This is a genomic window from Jezberella montanilacus, from assembly GCF_003003055.1.
In the GTDB taxonomy this organism is placed as follows: domain Bacteria; phylum Pseudomonadota; class Gammaproteobacteria; order Burkholderiales; family Burkholderiaceae_B; genus Zwartia; species Zwartia montanilacus.
This window is the reverse complement of record NZ_PVTV01000013.1, coordinates 298,396-313,800: the sequence shown is the minus strand read 5'-3', so window position 1 is coordinate 313,800 and position 15,405 is coordinate 298,396. Positions and strand designations below refer to the sequence as shown.

General features: G+C 54.4%; 17 protein-coding genes. 8 read left to right on the top strand and 9 right to left on the bottom strand.

Annotated features, from left to right (window positions below):
• Positions 1–3 precede the first annotated feature (3 nt).
• Complete coding sequence (locus tag BCM14_RS09105; protein WP_106227694.1) at positions 4–465, top strand: GNAT family N-acetyltransferase; 462 nt, start codon at positions 4–6, stop codon at positions 463–465.
• On the opposite strand, the gene fmt is transcribed toward BCM14_RS09105, so the two are convergent.
• Complete coding sequence (gene fmt / locus BCM14_RS09100; protein ID WP_106227756.1) at positions 437–1,381, bottom strand: methionyl-tRNA formyltransferase; 945 nt, start codon at positions 1,379–1,381, stop codon at positions 437–439. The two genes, BCM14_RS09105 and fmt, sit on opposite strands and share 29 nt — an antisense overlap.
• 68 nt (positions 1,382–1,449) lie before the next feature.
• Positions 1,450–2,766, bottom strand: coding sequence for a 30S ribosomal protein S12 methylthiotransferase RimO (gene rimO, locus BCM14_RS09095; RefSeq protein ID WP_106227755.1), 1,317 nt, complete (start codon positions 2,764–2,766; stop codon positions 1,450–1,452).
• An 87-nt stretch (positions 2,767–2,853) separates the two neighbouring features.
• Here rimO and rsmB point away from each other — a divergent pair, with 87 nt between their 5' ends.
• From rsmB to BCM14_RS09075, 4 genes are read left to right on the top strand one after another with little or no spacing between them, the layout of a single operon-like run.
• Positions 2,854–4,185, top strand: coding sequence for a 16S rRNA (cytosine(967)-C(5))-methyltransferase RsmB (gene rsmB / locus BCM14_RS09090; protein ID WP_106227693.1), 1,332 nt, complete (start codon positions 2,854–2,856; stop codon positions 4,183–4,185).
• A 14-nt stretch (positions 4,186–4,199) separates the two neighbouring features.
• Positions 4,200–4,820 (top strand): DUF4390 domain-containing protein, encoded by a 621-nt coding sequence (locus BCM14_RS09085; RefSeq protein ID WP_106227692.1) that lies wholly within the window; start codon positions 4,200–4,202, stop codon positions 4,818–4,820.
• Positions 4,817–7,096, top strand: a complete 2,280-nt coding sequence (locus BCM14_RS09080) for a sensor histidine kinase (RefSeq protein WP_106227691.1) — start codon at positions 4,817–4,819, stop codon at positions 7,094–7,096. Before BCM14_RS09085 ends, BCM14_RS09080 begins: the two co-directional genes overlap by 4 nt.
• A gap of 39 nt (positions 7,097–7,135) precedes the next feature.
• Entirely contained in the window at positions 7,136–7,819 is a 684-nt protein-coding gene (locus BCM14_RS09075; RefSeq protein WP_106227690.1) for a response regulator, read from the top strand.
• 8 nt (positions 7,820–7,827) lie between these two features.
• On the opposite strand, the gene BCM14_RS09070 is transcribed toward BCM14_RS09075, so the two are convergent.
• Positions 7,828–8,808, bottom strand: a complete 981-nt coding sequence (locus BCM14_RS09070) for an XdhC family protein (protein WP_106227689.1) — start codon at positions 8,806–8,808, stop codon at positions 7,828–7,830.
• Positions 8,809–8,901: 93 nt separating this feature from the next.
• Here BCM14_RS09070 and BCM14_RS09065 point away from each other — a divergent pair, with 93 nt between their 5' ends.
• Positions 8,902–9,708, top strand: a complete 807-nt coding sequence (locus BCM14_RS09065; protein WP_106227688.1) for a sulfite exporter TauE/SafE family protein — start codon at positions 8,902–8,904, stop codon at positions 9,706–9,708.
• Here BCM14_RS09065 and BCM14_RS09060 read toward each other — a convergent pair.
• Complete coding sequence (locus tag BCM14_RS09060) at positions 9,701–10,618, bottom strand: methyltransferase domain-containing protein (RefSeq protein WP_106227687.1); 918 nt, start codon at positions 10,616–10,618, stop codon at positions 9,701–9,703. The two genes, BCM14_RS09065 and BCM14_RS09060, sit on opposite strands and share 8 nt — an antisense overlap.
• On the opposite strand from BCM14_RS09060, the gene BCM14_RS09055 reads away from it, so the two are divergent.
• Both BCM14_RS09055 and BCM14_RS09050 read left to right on the top strand, forming a co-directional pair.
• Complete coding sequence (locus tag BCM14_RS09055) at positions 10,617–11,453, top strand: ComF family protein (protein WP_106227686.1); 837 nt, start codon at positions 10,617–10,619, stop codon at positions 11,451–11,453. The two genes, BCM14_RS09060 and BCM14_RS09055, sit on opposite strands and share 2 nt — an antisense overlap.
• Complete coding sequence (locus tag BCM14_RS09050; protein ID WP_106227685.1) at positions 11,446–11,916, top strand: tRNA (cytidine(34)-2'-O)-methyltransferase; 471 nt, start codon at positions 11,446–11,448, stop codon at positions 11,914–11,916. Before BCM14_RS09055 ends, BCM14_RS09050 begins: the two co-directional genes overlap by 8 nt.
• Positions 11,917–11,937: 21 nt before the next feature.
• Here the strand turns inward: BCM14_RS09050 and BCM14_RS09045 are convergent, their stop codons facing one another.
• The 5 genes from BCM14_RS09045 to BCM14_RS09025 form a co-directional block, all read right to left on the bottom strand.
• Positions 11,938–12,933, bottom strand: coding sequence for a Bug family tripartite tricarboxylate transporter substrate binding protein (locus tag BCM14_RS09045; protein WP_106227684.1), 996 nt, complete (start codon positions 12,931–12,933; stop codon positions 11,938–11,940).
• On the bottom strand, positions 12,930–13,982 hold the full coding sequence (locus BCM14_RS09040) for an NAD(P)H-dependent glycerol-3-phosphate dehydrogenase (protein ID WP_106227683.1): 1,053 nt from the start codon (positions 13,980–13,982) through the stop codon (positions 12,930–12,932). The genes BCM14_RS09045 and BCM14_RS09040 overlap by 4 nt, the downstream gene beginning before the upstream one ends.
• 36 nt (positions 13,983–14,018) lie before the next feature.
• Positions 14,019–14,534, bottom strand: coding sequence for a protein-export chaperone SecB (gene secB, locus BCM14_RS09035; RefSeq protein WP_106227682.1), 516 nt, complete (start codon positions 14,532–14,534; stop codon positions 14,019–14,021).
• 93 nt (positions 14,535–14,627) lie between these two features.
• On the bottom strand, positions 14,628–14,894 hold the full coding sequence (grxC, locus tag BCM14_RS09030) for a glutaredoxin 3 (protein ID WP_106227754.1): 267 nt from the start codon (positions 14,892–14,894) through the stop codon (positions 14,628–14,630).
• A 9-nt stretch (positions 14,895–14,903) separates the two neighbouring features.
• Positions 14,904–15,383, bottom strand: a complete 480-nt coding sequence (locus tag BCM14_RS09025; RefSeq protein ID WP_106227681.1) for a rhodanese-like domain-containing protein — start codon at positions 15,381–15,383, stop codon at positions 14,904–14,906.
• Positions 15,384–15,405 lie beyond the last annotated feature (22 nt).

The following is a 15,405-nucleotide window of genomic DNA, read 5'->3' as shown; positions in this document are numbered from 1 at the left end:
CCCATGACAAACGCTATCCTTGTCCGACCGATCGCAAAAACTGACTACGAAGCCTGGCTACCTCTCTGGGACGGCTACAACGCCTTTTACGGTCGCCATGGCACAACGGCACTCGATTTCAACACCACATTGACCACATGGAGCCGGTTTTTCGACCCAGGTGAACCAGTCAACGCTTTTGTAGCTGAATACGAAGGACAAGTGGTGGGGCTCGTGCATTACCTGTTTCATCGCAGCACCAGCCGGCTCAAAGACTGTTATTTGCAGGATCTTTTCACCAAAGAATCCGTGCGCGGCAAGGGGGTGGGTCGCAGCTTAATTGAAGCGGTGTACGCCGCCGCGCGTGAAGGCGGGTATAGCCGTGTGTATTGGTTGACTCACGAAACCAATGCAGCGGGTCGCATGCTTTATGACAAAGTCGCCACTAACTCCGGCTTCATTGTTTATATTCATAGCCTTGTATAAAGACCGAAACGGGCTGTCGTTTACCCCCCGCCCGTTGCAATTCAAGTAAGCGCAACACCCCATCGCCCGTTGCGATATCCACCCCCTGAGCATTTGCCTGTAAGACCGAACCCGCGACGGCATCCGCCTTGGTGGGCAGCGCTCTCGCATCCCACACCTTCACCGCAGCATCCAATCCAGGCAGCACCAAGGTCGCGCCCGGCACTGGGTTAAAGGCACGAATCCGACGTGCAAGCACAGCAGCGGGTAGGGACAAATCTAAAGCCGCCTCGGCCTTATCGAGCTTGCTCGCATACGTCACACCCTCTGCGGGTTGCCTGGTAGCAATGAGAGACTTCTTAGCAAGCGCAGAGAGCGCCTGAACCACCAGACGCCCGCCCATGTCGGCGAGCTTGTCATGTAAGGTAGCGGAAGTTGTGTTGTCATCTATCCGACAAGCTTCAACCAGCAACATATCGCCGGTATCCAAACCCTCATCCATCTGCATGATGGTGATGCCAGTCTCGCGATCACCCGCTTCAATCGCACGTTGTATCGGGGCAGCGCCTCGCCAGCGTGGCAACAAACTGGCGTGAATATTCAGGCAGCCGTATTGAGGCAGCTCAAGCACCCCCTTGGGCAAAATCAGTCCGTAGGCCGCTACAACCAAGACATCCAGCTGAGCGTCAATCAATGCCTGTTGAGCTGCTTGTGCGTCCTCCGGATACTTGCCATCCAGTCTCAAACTACGTGGTTGGATCACGGGGATATCAAGCGCAAGGGCACAAGCCTTCACCGCACTTGGGGTTAATTTCAATCCACGACCTGAAGGTCGATCCGGCTGAGTCAGCACCAGCGGAACGCTAAACCCAGCGTTAACAATCGCTTGCAGTGCCACACGAGAGAATTCGGGCGTACCCGCGAAGCCGACCTTCACTGGTTCAGTACTTTTGAGGGAGCTGAGGGTATCCTCGCCGGCCCGCACGCCTATCCCAGTACCTTTGCTCAAATCTTCTCGCCCCACAGATCGTATTCATCCGATTCGGTGACGCGTACGCGAACGATATCGCCAGGCTTAAGCACCTGTTCGCTATCTACATAGACGCAGCCGTCAATCTCAGGCGCATCAGCGCTTGAGCGACCAATCGCGCCGTCTTCATCGACCTCGTCAATGAGCACATCGATTTCAGTGCCGATTTTGCGGGCGAGGCGGGCGGTTGAGATGAGTTGTTGATGCGCCATGAAGCGCTCCCAGCGATCCTGCTTCACTTCATCCGGTACTGGATCAGCAAGCTCATTGGCTGGCGCACCATCCACGGGTGAATATTGAAAACAGCCCACACGATCAAGTTGCGCCTCAGTCATCCAATCCAGCAGATACTGAAAATCTTCTTCAGTCTCACCGGGAAAGCCAACAATAAACGTCGAGCGTATCGTCAGCTCAGGGCATTGCTCACGCCACTTCTTGATACGCGCCAGGGTTTTATCTTCAAATGCAGGGCGTTTCATCAACTTGAGGATGCGCGGGCTGGCATGTTGAAAAGGGATGTCCAGGTAGGGTAGGATTTTGCCTTCAGCCATCAGCGGGATCACTTCATCCACGCTTGGGTAAGGGTAGACGTAGTGCAGTCTTACCCACACACCCAGCTCGCCGAGCGCAGCGCACAGTTCAGTCATGCGAGTCTTAACTGGGCGACCACCCCAAAAACCGCTACGGTATTTGACGTCAACGCCATAGGCGCTGGTATCTTGAGAAATCACCAAAACTTCTTTGACCCCGGCGTTAACGAGCCGTTGCGCCTCATCGAGTACATCGCCAACGGGGCGGCTCACCAAGTCGCCACGCATCGATGGGATGATGCAAAAGCTACAACGATGATTACAACCCTCTGATATTTTCAAGTACGCGAAATGCCGCGGTGTCAGCTTGATCCCTTGAGGGGGTACTAAGTCAACAAACGGGTCGTGTGACAAATCCGGTGGAGCCGCGTCATGGACAGCACGAACAACCTGTTCGTACTGCTGTGGTCCAGTCACTGCAAGCACGCTGGGGTGCACCGCTCGAATCACTGATTCATCGACGCCCATACAGCCTGTCACGATGACACGACCATTCTCGGCAATCGCTTCACCAATGGCGTCCAGGGATTCAGCTTTTGCGCTATCGATAAACCCGCAGGTATTGACGACCACCACGTCTGCGCCATCGTAATCCGGCACGATCTGATATCCCTCTGTTCGCAATTGCGTCAAGATACGTTCTGAATCGACTAGCGCTTTGGGACAGCCTAGGCTGACGAAACCGACTTTGGGGGATGACATGAAAGAGACCTTGGGGGCTTGCGCCCTCATTCAGAAAAGAAGTGGATTTTACCGTGTGAATGGGCGAGTCAGCCTACAATTGCACCTATGACGAATCACGCCCCAGCGCTATCAGACAGTTTGGTCGCGGCAGCCCATGTGCTTGCCGATGTTGAAAACGGTCGCTCCATGACCGAAGCCATTACCCACATACCCTCTGAATTGAGGCCTTCAACGCAGGCTTTGGCGTTTTACGCCATGCGCCATTGGGGCCTGGCCAAAGGCTTGACTGGTTTATTGGTGCAACGGGCGCCGCCAAATGCCGTGGTGTCCGCTTTATTGGGTTTGAGCCTCGTGTTACTCGAGGCTGCGTTGCAAGCAGCAAAAGGCGCGAGCATGCCAGGCACTCCTTTATATGCCGTCCATACCCTGGTCGACCAGAGCGTTGCCGCAACTCAGACCCAGCGCGATTTGATGTCCTACCAAGGCATGGTTAATGCGGTATTGCGCCGGTTTCAGCGCGAGCGTGATCAGTTGCTGGCAAAGCTCAGTACAAACTTGGAGGCGCGCTACAACCATCCAAGCTGGTGGGTGCATCGATTGCGTCGTGCTTACCCGGATCAATGGCAAAGTATTCTCGATGTTGCCAATACGCCTCCCCCTTTAACGTTGCGGGTCAATCGACGTCGCGCCACAGTCGCGTCGGCAGTGGATGCGCTGACCAAACAAGGCTTGACCTGCACACTGCTTGATGACTTTGGTCTGATTGTGGATCAACCGCGTGCGATTACGTCGCTTGCTGGCTATCAAGAAGGCTGGTGGTCTGTTCAAGATGCCGGTGCGCAGTTGGCTGCGAGATTGCTGGACGTAAAAGATGGGATGCGGGTGCTGGATGCTTGTGCTGCGCCTGGTGGTAAAGCTGCGCATCTGCTTGAGTTGGCCGCCATTGAACTGACCGCCATCGACGTCGATGGGGCAAGGCTTGAGCGGGTTCAGCACAATCTCAAACGCTTGGGCTTGTCGACCCCCGCCCTACATTTAAAGGCGGCCGATGCAAGCAAGACGAATACTTGGTGGGATAAGAAGCCTTTCGATGCAATCCTGGCTGACGTGCCTTGCACGGCATCTGGCATCGTGCGCAGACATCCTGATATTCGTTGGCTCAGACAAGAAAAAGACATTGATCGGATGGCTAAGTTGCAGCGGGAAATCCTGAACCAGCTATGGCAAACCTTGGCACCTGGTGGTAAGTTGCTATTAGTAACGTGTTCCGTTTTCCCACAAGAAGGCGAGTTGCTTGCCGCTGAGTTTGCCACGCAGCACGAGGACGCAGTGAGGTTGCCTGCGCCAGGGCAGTTGTTGCCTGTCATACGCACAGTGGATAATATTCAGACTGATCACGACGGCTTTTTTTACGCGCTGTTTTCCCGTAACGCCTGATCCACAGGGTGACCATGACAGCTTTTGCCTGGATGTCGAGTAAGCAAAAACGGGCTTGCGCCCGGCAGCACTTGTCTATGGTGCTCGCTTTGCTATTGCTGTGCGTGTTCGTCCCTCACGTCTCACACGCGGCAGAAGCTAAGGTGACCCAGATTGAGCCCAGGGTAGTTCAAGGCCAGTTAAATCTGGATGTAGATTTCTCACTCGAACTCAATCGCGTCATGATCGACGCCCTTGAGCGAGGGGTACCGCTTTATTTCACGGTTGATATTGAGATTGGTCAGTCGCGGTGGTGGTGGTTTGATCACAAAGTGGTTGAAACATCGTTGATACGCAGATTGACCTATAACACCCTGACTCGGCAATGGCGCTTGGCGGCAGGGGATTTGGGTATCCCCATGGCCAGTTTTAAAGAAGGTCTGGCCGCACTGCAACAGTTGCGAGATTGGCCCATCGCACCAATCGACCGGTTTGATCCCAACGTTAAATATGACGGCAAAGTCCGGATAAGACTGGATAATTCTCAGCTTGCCCGGCCACTTCAAATTGATGCGCTGAATCGCGGTGCCTGGTTGCTGACAAGTGAATGGGCACCATTCGATTTTTCAGTTCGAACCTACGAGTATCGCAAATGAACCGGTTGTTGCGCCTGGCGATGGTTGTCGGCATCGTGAGCGGGTTCGCCTTGTTCGGCCTGCTCGCCTGGTCAACCGGTAACGCCTCGCGTGTCGCTCAGTATCAAACTTTGTTGTTATGGCTAAACGGCGCGCTGGCACTTGCCTTGTTTATTTGGGTCGTTGCGTTGACGGCCAATCTGTTGGGACAATTGCGCCGGGGTCAATTTGGCGCAAGGTTAACCGCGCGTTTTGCGCTTGCCTTTGCCTTGATTGGTGTGTTGCCCGGCGCTTTGATCTACACCTTGTCGGTTCAGTTCATGTCCCGGTCGATTGAATCCTGGTTTAACGTCAGAGTGGACACAGCCCTTGAATCCGGGCTTGCATTAGGCCGGGCAGCCATTGATGCGCAGCTCGCAGAACTCGATTCGCGTGCGCGCGCCATGATGCCAGAACTGACGACAACGTCCGACTCCGATATGGCCTCCGTGATTACGCGGCTACGAGAAGCGAACGGGCTTAATGATGTCATGGTGTTCAGCAGTACCGGCAGGCTCATCGCTTTTTCAACAGACAAATTGGGCACGCTGTTGCCTCCTATGCCCCCACCATCCGTACTCAACCAATTGCGTTTGACGCGTGGCTATTCTGCAGCCGCAATGGATGAATCGGCAGCAGGCCCTGTCGAGGCTGCTTTGCAATTGCGGGTAATTGTCCCCTTAGGCTCTCAGGACCGTGGCGACGTGTCGCTTGGCGTTACCGCTGATGCACGCTGGCTTCAGTTGATACAACCGCTATCGGACAAAATCGCACGCAATGCAGCTGAAGTGCAGGCAGGTAATCTCGACTATCAAGAGCTTGCTTTATCGCGACGCAGTCTGCGCAATCTCTATGGCATCACCTTGACCTTAGCGTTACTGCTAGCGGTGTTTGCCGCGATTGCAGTTGCACTGTATTTATCTAAGAAGCTAGTGAGCCCTCTGCTCGCCTTGGCGTCTGGCACACACGCAGTCAGCGTTGGTGACTATCGCCCTTTGCCGGAACCCACGACGCGCGATGAGGTGGCGCAGTTGACCCGGTCATTCAATGCGATGACCAAGCAGTTGGACGATGCAAGGCGGCTTGTCGAAACCAATCGCAACCAGCTGGAACGATCCAATGTCTATTTAGAGAGCGTCTTGGCGAATTTATCGGCTGGGGTGCTGGTTTTTGATGAACAGTTTCGTGTCACGACCTTCAATCAGGGCGCTCAGACGATACTTGCGGTCGATTTAAGGGCGAGTCCTGGGCGACCTCTCGAAACGATTGATGGCCTGCTCGAGTTTTCTGGCAGGATACGACAAGCCTTCGCTGAGCATTCTGCAGTGGGTTCTGAGCGGACCCATTGGCAAGAACAATTTGAGCTCACCATTGAGGCCACGGGGAAGCGTGATAGCGAACACACCGTCACTGTACTGGCTCGTGGCACCCATTTGCGAGTCGATAATCGCAACAACGGTTATATGGTGGTTTTCGATGACATCAGTGAAGTCATCTCCGCCAATCGAACCGTTGCCTGGGGTGAGGTGGCACGCCGGCTCGCACATGAAATCAAGAATCCGCTCACGCCCATACAGCTATCGGCCGAGAGACTGGCGATGAAACTCACGCATAAACTTGAGCCCGCAGATGCGCAACTGCTTGAGCGCGCGACCACGACCATTGTCAATCAAGTGACCTCGCTCAAACACATGGTTGACGACTTTAAAGAATATGCGCGTAAGCCCACTAGCGCGATGCTACCGATTGATCTTAACGAGTTGGTCGACGAAGTGTTGACCCTTTATGGTTGGGATCCCGATGAAGCGTCCCCCGCAGATGTCAATATGCCGTGGCATCTTGAGGTATCTTTAGCGCCGAATCTGCCGTTGATCGAAGGTGATTCGACACAATTGCGTCAAGTTATTCATAACTTGCTGGCTAACGCTCGCGACGCACTTGCTGATATGCCTGAGGCCGGTGCAATGATGGTGGCAACGCAGGTAGCCGAGGCGCAGCCGCAGGATGGGCCGCCCCAGCAATCTGTTCGCTTGACGGTGATGGATAGTGGCCCCGGCTTCCCCGCGCATGTCTTGCAGCGGGTTTTTGAGCCCTACGTCACAACCAAGGCTCAGGGCACGGGTTTGGGCCTGGCGATCGTTCGGAAGATAGTTGAAGAACATGGCGGGCGAATTGACGTGTCGAATCGGCGTGATGGTGGTGCTCGAGTTTCTATATTATTTACGCGACTGGCTACCCGAGTAGAATTAGACAAATGATGCAGCGATAATTCCGCCGCGCAACAGGTGAAAAAGAACATGGCCAGAATTTTGGTTGTTGACGACGAAGTAGGTATCCGCGAGTTATTGTCCGAAATCCTTTATGACGAAGGGCACACAGTCGAGCTCGCCGAAAACGCAGCCGAGGCAAGAGCGGCTCGTATGCGTATGCGACCTGACTTGGTTCTGCTCGATATCTGGATGCCTGACACTGACGGCGTGACCTTGCTCAAAGAGTGGGGATCGCAGGGCCTTTTGGATATGCCTGTTGTCATGATGAGCGGTCATGCAACGATCGATACCGCGGTAGAAGCCACTCGTATCGGGGCAGTTGATTTTCTTGAAAAACCTATCACGCTGCAACGACTATTAAAAACCGTTTCGTCCGGTTTAGCCCGCGGACGTTTCACAACGCCGAAAACTGCGGCGATGACTTCTGCGGCTACGCCACGCCCTCTCGATACGTCGGGGGTATTTAAGCGTGAAGAGCCCCCCGTGATTGAACCACTCCCAGAGGTGGATCAAAGCCTGTTGGGTGATATCTCGTTGGATCAGCCCCTTCGAGATGCGCGAGACGCCTTTGAAAGGGTATATTTCGAATATCACCTGGCCAATGAGAACCACAGTATGACTAAGGTCTCGGATAAAACGGGCCTTGAACGTACGCACCTCTATCGCAAGCTCAAGCAATTAGGCATTGAGTCACGCAAGCGCGGTAGCTGACGCCTAATTCAAGCCTCTTGGTCTGCCCCTTTTAATTGCACCCGCTCGTCTTCAAGCGTTCGTCTGACTTGAACGAGTTCGGCCGCTACTGCAACGGCAATCTCTGCCGGTGTTCGACTGCCGATTTGCAGCCCGACTGGGCCATGTAATCGATTGATTTCGGCATCGGTGAGCTCAAACAGCTTCAGACGTTCACGGCGACTGCTCTGGTTGCGAACCGACCCTAGCGCGCCGACGTAAAAAGCGGATGACTTGAGTGCTTCGAGCAGCGCCATATCATCTAACTTGGGGTCGTGAGTTAACGCAACGATGGCAGTCCTTGAATCGGTTCGAATGGATAGGACCACGTCGTCCGGCATGCCACGCTCAAGTGCAATACCCTGCAGATTGAAATCAGCTGTGAATTCTTCGCGCGGATCGCATACAACGACTTGAAATTCGAGCATATGCGCGATTTCAGCAAGCGCGAGCGCCGTTTGATTTGCGCCAATGATCAATAAGCGCCAGTGAGGACCATAAACGAATTGACAGCTATCACCGGTCAGCTCGGTCTTTTGCCCCGGTCTTGCTGGCGCTGTGGTCGATTGGCCGGTCTTGAGATTAATCAGTCGAGCGACCAGCTGTTGTGCTTCGGTCGATTCAACAACCGATGCTATCCACTCGAAGCGATCCAATGCTTCGATGACGAGCGTCAAGCTGCCCCCGCAGGGCAGCCCAAATTTTGCCGCTTCGTCTTGTGTCACCCCGTAGTTGACGAGAGAGGGCCGGGTTGGCAACTCGCCCGCTTGTGCTTTGACGATCAGATCATCTTCAATACAGCCCCCTGAAACCGATCCGACCAGCCTGCCGTCGCCCCGGATTGCCGCCATCGCACCGGCCTGCCTGGGCGCAGATCCCCATGTTTTAACGACGGTCGCCAAATGCACGCGATGACCCGCTTCGAGCCAGTCGAACGCCTGTCGTAGTACTTCGGTGTCGAGAGAGTTCATTTTTATCTTGAGTGATTGTTATTGTGACAGCGCCCATCCGCCTCGCCGGTCAGTATACTGATCGTCACTCTTGACGTCATCTTAGGGTTTGACATGGATCCGGTTTTTATCATTTCTTTGGGCGTACTCGGCGCGGTGACTGGGCTGGCCGCGGGTTTGCTGGGTATTGGCGGTGGCATGATTCTGGTGCCGTTTCTAACCTTTCTGCTCGGCTGGACTGACCTCAATCCGAATCTTGTCGTCAAGGCGGCGATTGCTACGTCGATGGCGTCTATCCTTTTCACCTCCGTGTCGAGTGTGACGGCCCATCATAAGAAGAGCGCTGTTCGCTGGAAGCTGGTATTCGCCTTTGCGCCAGGTATTTTTATCGGCAGCCTCTTTGCCAAGTATGTGTTTGAAACGCTGCCTACTGCTTGGCTTGCTTTGTTATTTGCGCTTTTCGTTGCTTACTCTGGCTTGCAGATGCTGCTGGATAAAAAGCCCAAGCCCACCAGACAGATGCCGGGTCCTGCCGGGACGGTTGTTGCAGGTACGGGGATTGGTTTCTTATCCGGCCTGGTTGGTGCAGGCGGCGGCTTTGTCTCGGTCCCTTTTATGGCCTGGTGCAACGTGCCTTTGCGTGAAGCGATTGGCACGTCAGCTGCGCTGGGATTTCCTATCGCCTTGTTCAATACGATTCAATACGCACAAATGAGTGACGGTGTCCTGGCCAATAGCATGATCGGCCTGGTCTACTGGCCTGCTTTATTGATCCTGGCGGCCTTCAGTGTGCTCACTGCGCCAGTCGGTGCCCGGCTGGCGCATAAACTGCCCGTTAAACAACTAAAACGTGTGTTCGCCTATCTGCTGTTTGGCTTGTCTGCCTATATGGCATACAAAGCTTACGCCGCGTTTATTTAGACTTTCGGCCAATCGAGCTAATGCTGACACGGGTTTCGCCGTCTTTTTGACGGCTATGCCCGAGGCGCCAAGCGTGCCCGTAAGCTACCTCAATAGTCAGATGGATCGTGCCATCTGTGTGGCGTTGATACTCAAGCGCTTCGATTAGTCGCTGGCGCCATTGGCGCCCGACCAGACCGGCTCGTCGACCCGAACTGGGATTGCCACCCAGCGCGCGGACATCTTGTAAAAGTTTTTCTGCTGAGTTGTACGTTAAGGTCAGTCGTTCTTGATCCATCACTGGATCGCCAAATCCGTTTTCGACCAGTAAATCGCCAAAGTCATGCATATCAACGAACGAGGGTGTTTGCGTCACTAACTTTGCGGTTACGAGCGCTTGTCGCACTTCTTTCAAGGTGTCGGGCCCAAAACAAGAAAAAAATACAAGCCCATTAAGCTTGACGATACGCGCCCATTCACGCAACACGTCATGCGGGGCTGGGTGCCAGTGCACGGCGAGGTTGGACCAGATCAAATCAAGTGCTTCTGGCACCAATCCCGTGTCAGCAAGATCACTGGTTACCCACCGCATTGAGTTGGATTTGCCCGTTGTGAGTTTTTTGAATAAACCCGACCAGCCCTGGTCGTGCATTTTTTGTGCGATCGCTAACGCTTGGGCATTAAAATCCTGGCCGGTTATTCGTGCTGTCGGGTAGCGGTTTTTTAGCAAAGTAATGCCTGACCCTGGGCCGCAGCCCGCATCGAGGATGTTTTCGGGTTGCATACGAATCAGTGTGAGCCGATCCAGCATTCTGTTCGCGATTTCGGCGTACAAAAACTGAGCATCGCTCAAGTCACCTCTGCGCGCAAATTGCGCCTTCACTGCTGTGGTTGAGAGAGGAAGTAGGGGATGGGTGGATGAGTCTGTCATGGTTAGCTTGCCAGGTGGTGTGACGGTCGCCCAAAATGCCTTGATGCGAAACCAGCCACGACAAGCCAGACTTTACCTGATCCAGAACTTTTTGCGATTGCAATTCACGACACCATGCCCACTATGCGGGCTGGCGGCACGCGGCGGTGATTTCTGTCGTGCTTGCTTGGGCGAAGTCACCGCAGCCAGGCGAGCATGCTTGACGTGTGCCATTTGCGCCGATGAGTTGCCCAGTGCACTAGCCGCGCCCCGTTCGCTCAGCTCGAGTCGGATCCTTTGTGAGGGCTGTGCAAAAAACCCCCCAGCGTTTGAAAGCTCAATTGTCGCCATGCGCTATGCTTTCCCGACAGACGCACTGATGCATGAGCTAAAAAAACGTATGCAGTTGCATCTGGCGGCTCTGATGGGACGGATGCTGGCTGGCGCTATCCGCGAAGAGCCGCATACGCTGGCTAAGCTGGCCTGTATTGTGCCGATCCCCTCAAGCGATGTGTCGATCAGGCGTCGAGGTTTTAATCCACCGGGTGAGATCGCCCGAGTCCTGGCCAAGGCGCTCGGCTTACCTTGTCAGGTCAGTTGGCTGCGCCGAACGCAAGCTGGTGGTGTCCAAAAACATCTTGATCAGCAAGCCCGGCGACTGGCTACCGAGCACGCCTACGAAAGTCGGCCAAATTTGCCCGCAGTTTGGATTGGGTTGGTCGATGATGTCATGACGACGGGCAGCACGATGCATTTCGCGGCGCTTGCCTTACGCCGGGGCGGTGCTGCTGGGGTGGTCGCTCTATCGGCCATGCGTACTCCAAGACTTGTCTGGCACAATACGCAGCATGTTTGATGTCATCCTTGTCCAGCCTGAAATCCCGCCCAACACAGGCAATGTGATTCGTCTCTGTGCCAATACGGGCGCAAGACTTCATTTGGTTCGTCCGTTAGGGTTCGAGGTTGACGATAGGCGTTTACGTCGCGCGGGTCTTGATTATCACGAGTGGCAACCTGTCAAAATCCATGACACGCTTGAGCTAGCCTTGGCCGCTACTGGCGCACCTGCCAACCGTTGTTTTGCCATGACTACTAAAGCAAGCAAACTTGTCGATCAAGTTGAGTTTCGGCCTGGCGACGTATTTGTGTTCGGTCGCGAAACGGCGGGTTTATCGCCAGAGCAACGGGCGCTGTTCGGGGATGACCAGAAAATCCGGTTGCCTATGCTGCCCGAACAGCGCAGTTTGAATTTATCCAATTCAGTGGCTGTCGTGGTTTTTGAAGCTTGGCGGCAGCAAGGATACGTTGGCGGCGTGTAGTTGTGTCGCTCTTGTTGACGATTAATCATCCAGCGATAATTTGAGCTGATCGATCAGCGCTTCTGACCGGGCCCGCTCGTCGCGCATCTGCTGAGTCAGCTTCTCTGGCGATGACGCAACGACATTAAAGTATTGCAGCTTAAATTTGTTGCGAACCTCATCCTGCGCAAGGATCTCTGTCAAGGTGCGCTGAAGCCGGTCAATAACTTCACCTGACGTGCCCGCCGGGGCCAACAAGGCGTTCCAGGATATCACTTCAAAATCTGGGTAACCCTTTGTCGCAATCGGTTCAAGGGTCGGTAGTAGTTCATTTCGAGTTTTACTACTGATCGCCAAGGCTTTCAGTTTGCCCTCATTGATTTGGGTCATCACACCTGAGGGAACCATGAATCCGGCCTGTATATCGCCCGCCAACATAGCGAGTGTGATTTGATTAAACCCGGGGTAATTGATGTTTTTGAGATCAATGCCGGCCGCTTGCATGAACATTTCCATGGCTAAGTGAGATGCGCTGCCGTTGCCGACCGAGCCATAATTCATCTGGCCAGCCTGCGCTTTGGCCTGTTTAATAAAGTCAGCCAGGTTATCGACCGGCAGGCTTTTGGACACCACCAAAATGTTTGGGCTCGAGGCCACCAGCATGATGGGTGCCAGATCGGTTGAAGGTTCGTAGCCGAGTTTGGTCTTGAAAAGCTTAGGCGCAGTCACCAGGGGGCCATTGATGGTGTAGAGCAGGGTGTAGCCGTCTGCGGCTGCTTTTGCAACTGCCCGTGTACCGATATTGCCTCCCGCCCCTACTTTGTTTTCTACCACCACTACTTGGGCTAAGGCTTTGCTGAGAGGCTCTGCGATCGTTCGTGCTAACAAATCCGGCGATGATCCCGGGGGGAAAGGCACCACCAAATGGATCGGTCTATCTTGAGGCCAAGCGGCTCTGGCCGTGGTGATGGCACCGGCCGCGATCAAGGACATGGTGACCATGATCGCTAATTTAAGATTGCGAGCAAAGCGGTTCATTCGGTTGTGGCCTCCCGAGACAACAATTGACCGACTGCATCCCTGGGCGGCATTCCTTCGAAAAGCACTGCGCAGACCGCTTCGGTGATGGGTAACGTCAAGCCCATCTGATTTGACCGTTCTCTGACGGCTAAGGCGCAGCGAGCACCCTCCGCAGTCAAGCCTTGACCCAGCACCTCAATCGCGGACTGTCCTTGACCGATCGCTAAGCCCACTTGCCTGTTGCGGGACAGATCACCTGTCGCGGTTAAGACCAGATCACCTAAGCCGGTTAGGCCTGCAAAGGTTGCAGCTTGTGCGCCGAGCGCGCAGCCAAAGCGGGTAATTTCAGCTAGGCCGCGTGTGATCAGCGCGGCACGGGCGTTTGTACCAAGTCCCAATCCGTCGGCGATGCCACAGGCAATGGCCATGATATTTTTGAGTGCACCGCCTATCTCTACGCCCGTGACGTCATCACTGGCGTACACCCGCACCGCACCACCGTGCAAGGCCTCTATCGTCGCGGTGCGCAGCGCCGCGTGATGGCTTGCCACGGTGAGCGCGACCGGCAATCCAGCTGCGACTTCCTTGGCAAACGATGGTCCTGACAGCACGCCCGTCGCTAGCGTTGGTTGCGAGGCAAATGCCTGACGGGCAATTTCGTTAGGCAATTCGCCACTGCCCGTTTCGAGTCCTTTGCAAGTCCAGATAACGCCAACGACTGAGGTGACTGAGCGACTAGCTTGGCCGAGCCAGTCGGCTATGTCGCGGCAGGTGGCCCTCAATCCCGCGATGGGCGTGCCAATGATGATCAGGCCCGGATAGGTGGATGACGACACAGCTGCCAGTGCGGCGTCGAAATCGCTGGTTACTTGTAACGAGTCAGGGAATTCAATATTGGGCAGATACTGGCGATTCTGGTTGTAGTCAGCCATATTCTGCATCAGCAGGGGGTCGCGCCCCCATAGCGTCGTGGCGCTCTGCCTTGCTGCAGCGATGGCCAAGGCTGAACCCCAAGCCCCCGCCCCGAGAACGAGGACGGGCCGCTTAGGTCCTTCAGGCTTTTTCATCGAAGCTTGGCGAAACGTTGTTGCCAAGTCTTAAGCTCATTGACGCGTTGCGCTGGCCGGCAGGATCAACCCAGATTCTGAGCTATTGCCGCTTTCGCCGTTTTGCTGAGCAAGCTCGCTCATGCGTTGCTCATAGAGTGCTTGAAAATTGACTTCTGCCAAATGCAAAGGTGGCACTGACGTGCGGGTAATCGCATCCGCAACATTCGCGCGCAGATAGGGGTAGAGCATGGTTGGGCACACGATCCCGAGCAAAGGATCCAGCTGATCTTCGGGGATGTTGCTCATCTCGAAAATCCCGCCTTGGGTGGCTTCAATCAGATACAGCACCTTGTCGTTGATACGGGTCGTCACTGTGACGGTAATTGTTGATTCGAAAATCGTATCAGCCAGAGGGTTGGCTCCCACGTTGATATTGACCTCAACCTTTGGCGCGTCTTGCTCAAGAAAGATATTGGGGGCGTTGGGCATTTCAAGCGACAGATCTTTGATGTAGACGCGCTGCATATTAAAAATAGGCGCGTTACCGGCTTGAGCGTTTTGATCAGACATGAAGGTTTCCAGGTAAGTGGTTAGCGGATAAACAATGTTTGAGAAGGTGAAATCACTTGCCTCAGGGGGCAAGCAAAGTCGCGTTAGGCCAGATTAATTTGTAGCAGGGTTCAGCAAGGGCATGAGTTGACCTGCTTTATCCAAGGCCGCCAAGTCGTCAAAGCCGCCAACGTGTGTGTCACCAATATAGATTTGCGGGACTGTTCTGCGCCCTGTGCGCGTCATCATTGCGTCGCGCTGTTCGGGGTCAAGATCGATACGTATTTTTTCGATTTCTGTGACACCGCGCTGCTTCAGCAACATTTCTGCACGCGTGCAATAAGGGCAAACGCCGGTGCTGTACATCAAGACTTTATTCATGATCATTCCTTATTTTTTTGCAGTAATCGGTAAACCCGCTTCGCCCCAGGCCTTAAGGCCACCTTCGAGCACGGACACTTCAGCAAAACCCAGCTTTTTAAGCTCAGCAGCCGCTGAAACGGCTGATTTGCCCAGATCGCAGACGATAATCAAAGGCTTGTTTTTGGGCAGACTATTGGCCTTCAGGGGCAGGTCGCTTGCTGGCAGGCTCCGTGCCTGAGCAATATGGCCGTTATTGAACAGTTCTAAGGGTCTGACATCGACCAGCACAGCGTGCTGCTGGTTCATCATGAGCACGGCTTGCGTCGTGCTGATTGCACCGCCAGCCCCGCCTTTTGCGAGGGCGGGCCAAGCGAGTAAAAGACCAGAGCCGAGGGCGACAGCGATCAGGACAAGATTGGTAGGGGCGAGAAAGAAATCCACGGTAAGTCCAGGTTGGTTGGCACCCGATTCGGGGCAAAGTTCATAACAATTATAAAATGCTGACATCTGCAACTTTAACCTGTGTCTG

Bases quoted from the DNA above. Each gene is read 5' to 3' on its own strand.
- BCM14_RS09065 (WP_106227688.1), top strand. From the start codon at position 8,902: ATGGATCCGGTTTTTATCATTTCTTTGGGCGTACTCGGCGCGGTGACT.
- BCM14_RS09045 (WP_106227684.1), bottom strand. From the start codon at position 12,933: ATGAACCGCTTTGCTCGCAATCTTAAATTAGCGATCATGGTCACCATG.
- BCM14_RS09050 (WP_106227685.1), top strand. From the start codon at position 11,446: ATGTTTGATGTCATCCTTGTCCAGCCTGAAATCCCGCCCAACACAGGC.
- BCM14_RS09105 (WP_106227694.1), top strand. From the start codon at position 4: ATGACAAACGCTATCCTTGTCCGACCGATCGCAAAAACTGACTACGAA.
- BCM14_RS09080 (WP_106227691.1), top strand. From the start codon at position 4,817: ATGAACCGGTTGTTGCGCCTGGCGATGGTTGTCGGCATCGTGAGCGGG.
- BCM14_RS09075 (WP_106227690.1), top strand. From the start codon at position 7,136: ATGGCCAGAATTTTGGTTGTTGACGACGAAGTAGGTATCCGCGAGTTA.
- BCM14_RS09040 (WP_106227683.1), bottom strand. From the start codon at position 13,982: ATGAAAAAGCCTGAAGGACCTAAGCGGCCCGTCCTCGTTCTCGGGGCG.
- BCM14_RS09085 (WP_106227692.1), top strand. From the start codon at position 4,200: ATGACAGCTTTTGCCTGGATGTCGAGTAAGCAAAAACGGGCTTGCGCC.
- secB (WP_106227682.1), bottom strand. From the start codon at position 14,534: ATGTCTGATCAAAACGCTCAAGCCGGTAACGCGCCTATTTTTAATATG.
- BCM14_RS09025 (WP_106227681.1), bottom strand. From the start codon at position 15,383: ATGTCAGCATTTTATAATTGTTATGAACTTTGCCCCGAATCGGGTGCC.
- rimO (WP_106227755.1), bottom strand. From the start codon at position 2,766: ATGTCATCCCCCAAAGTCGGTTTCGTCAGCCTAGGCTGTCCCAAAGCG.
- BCM14_RS09055 (WP_106227686.1), top strand. From the start codon at position 10,617: ATGGTTAGCTTGCCAGGTGGTGTGACGGTCGCCCAAAATGCCTTGATG.
- rsmB (WP_106227693.1), top strand. From the start codon at position 2,854: ATGACGAATCACGCCCCAGCGCTATCAGACAGTTTGGTCGCGGCAGCC.
- BCM14_RS09070 (WP_106227689.1), bottom strand. From the start codon at position 8,808: ATGAACTCTCTCGACACCGAAGTACTACGACAGGCGTTCGACTGGCTC.
- BCM14_RS09060 (WP_106227687.1), bottom strand. From the start codon at position 10,618: ATGACAGACTCATCCACCCATCCCCTACTTCCTCTCTCAACCACAGCA.
- grxC (WP_106227754.1), bottom strand. From the start codon at position 14,894: ATGAATAAAGTCTTGATGTACAGCACCGGCGTTTGCCCTTATTGCACG.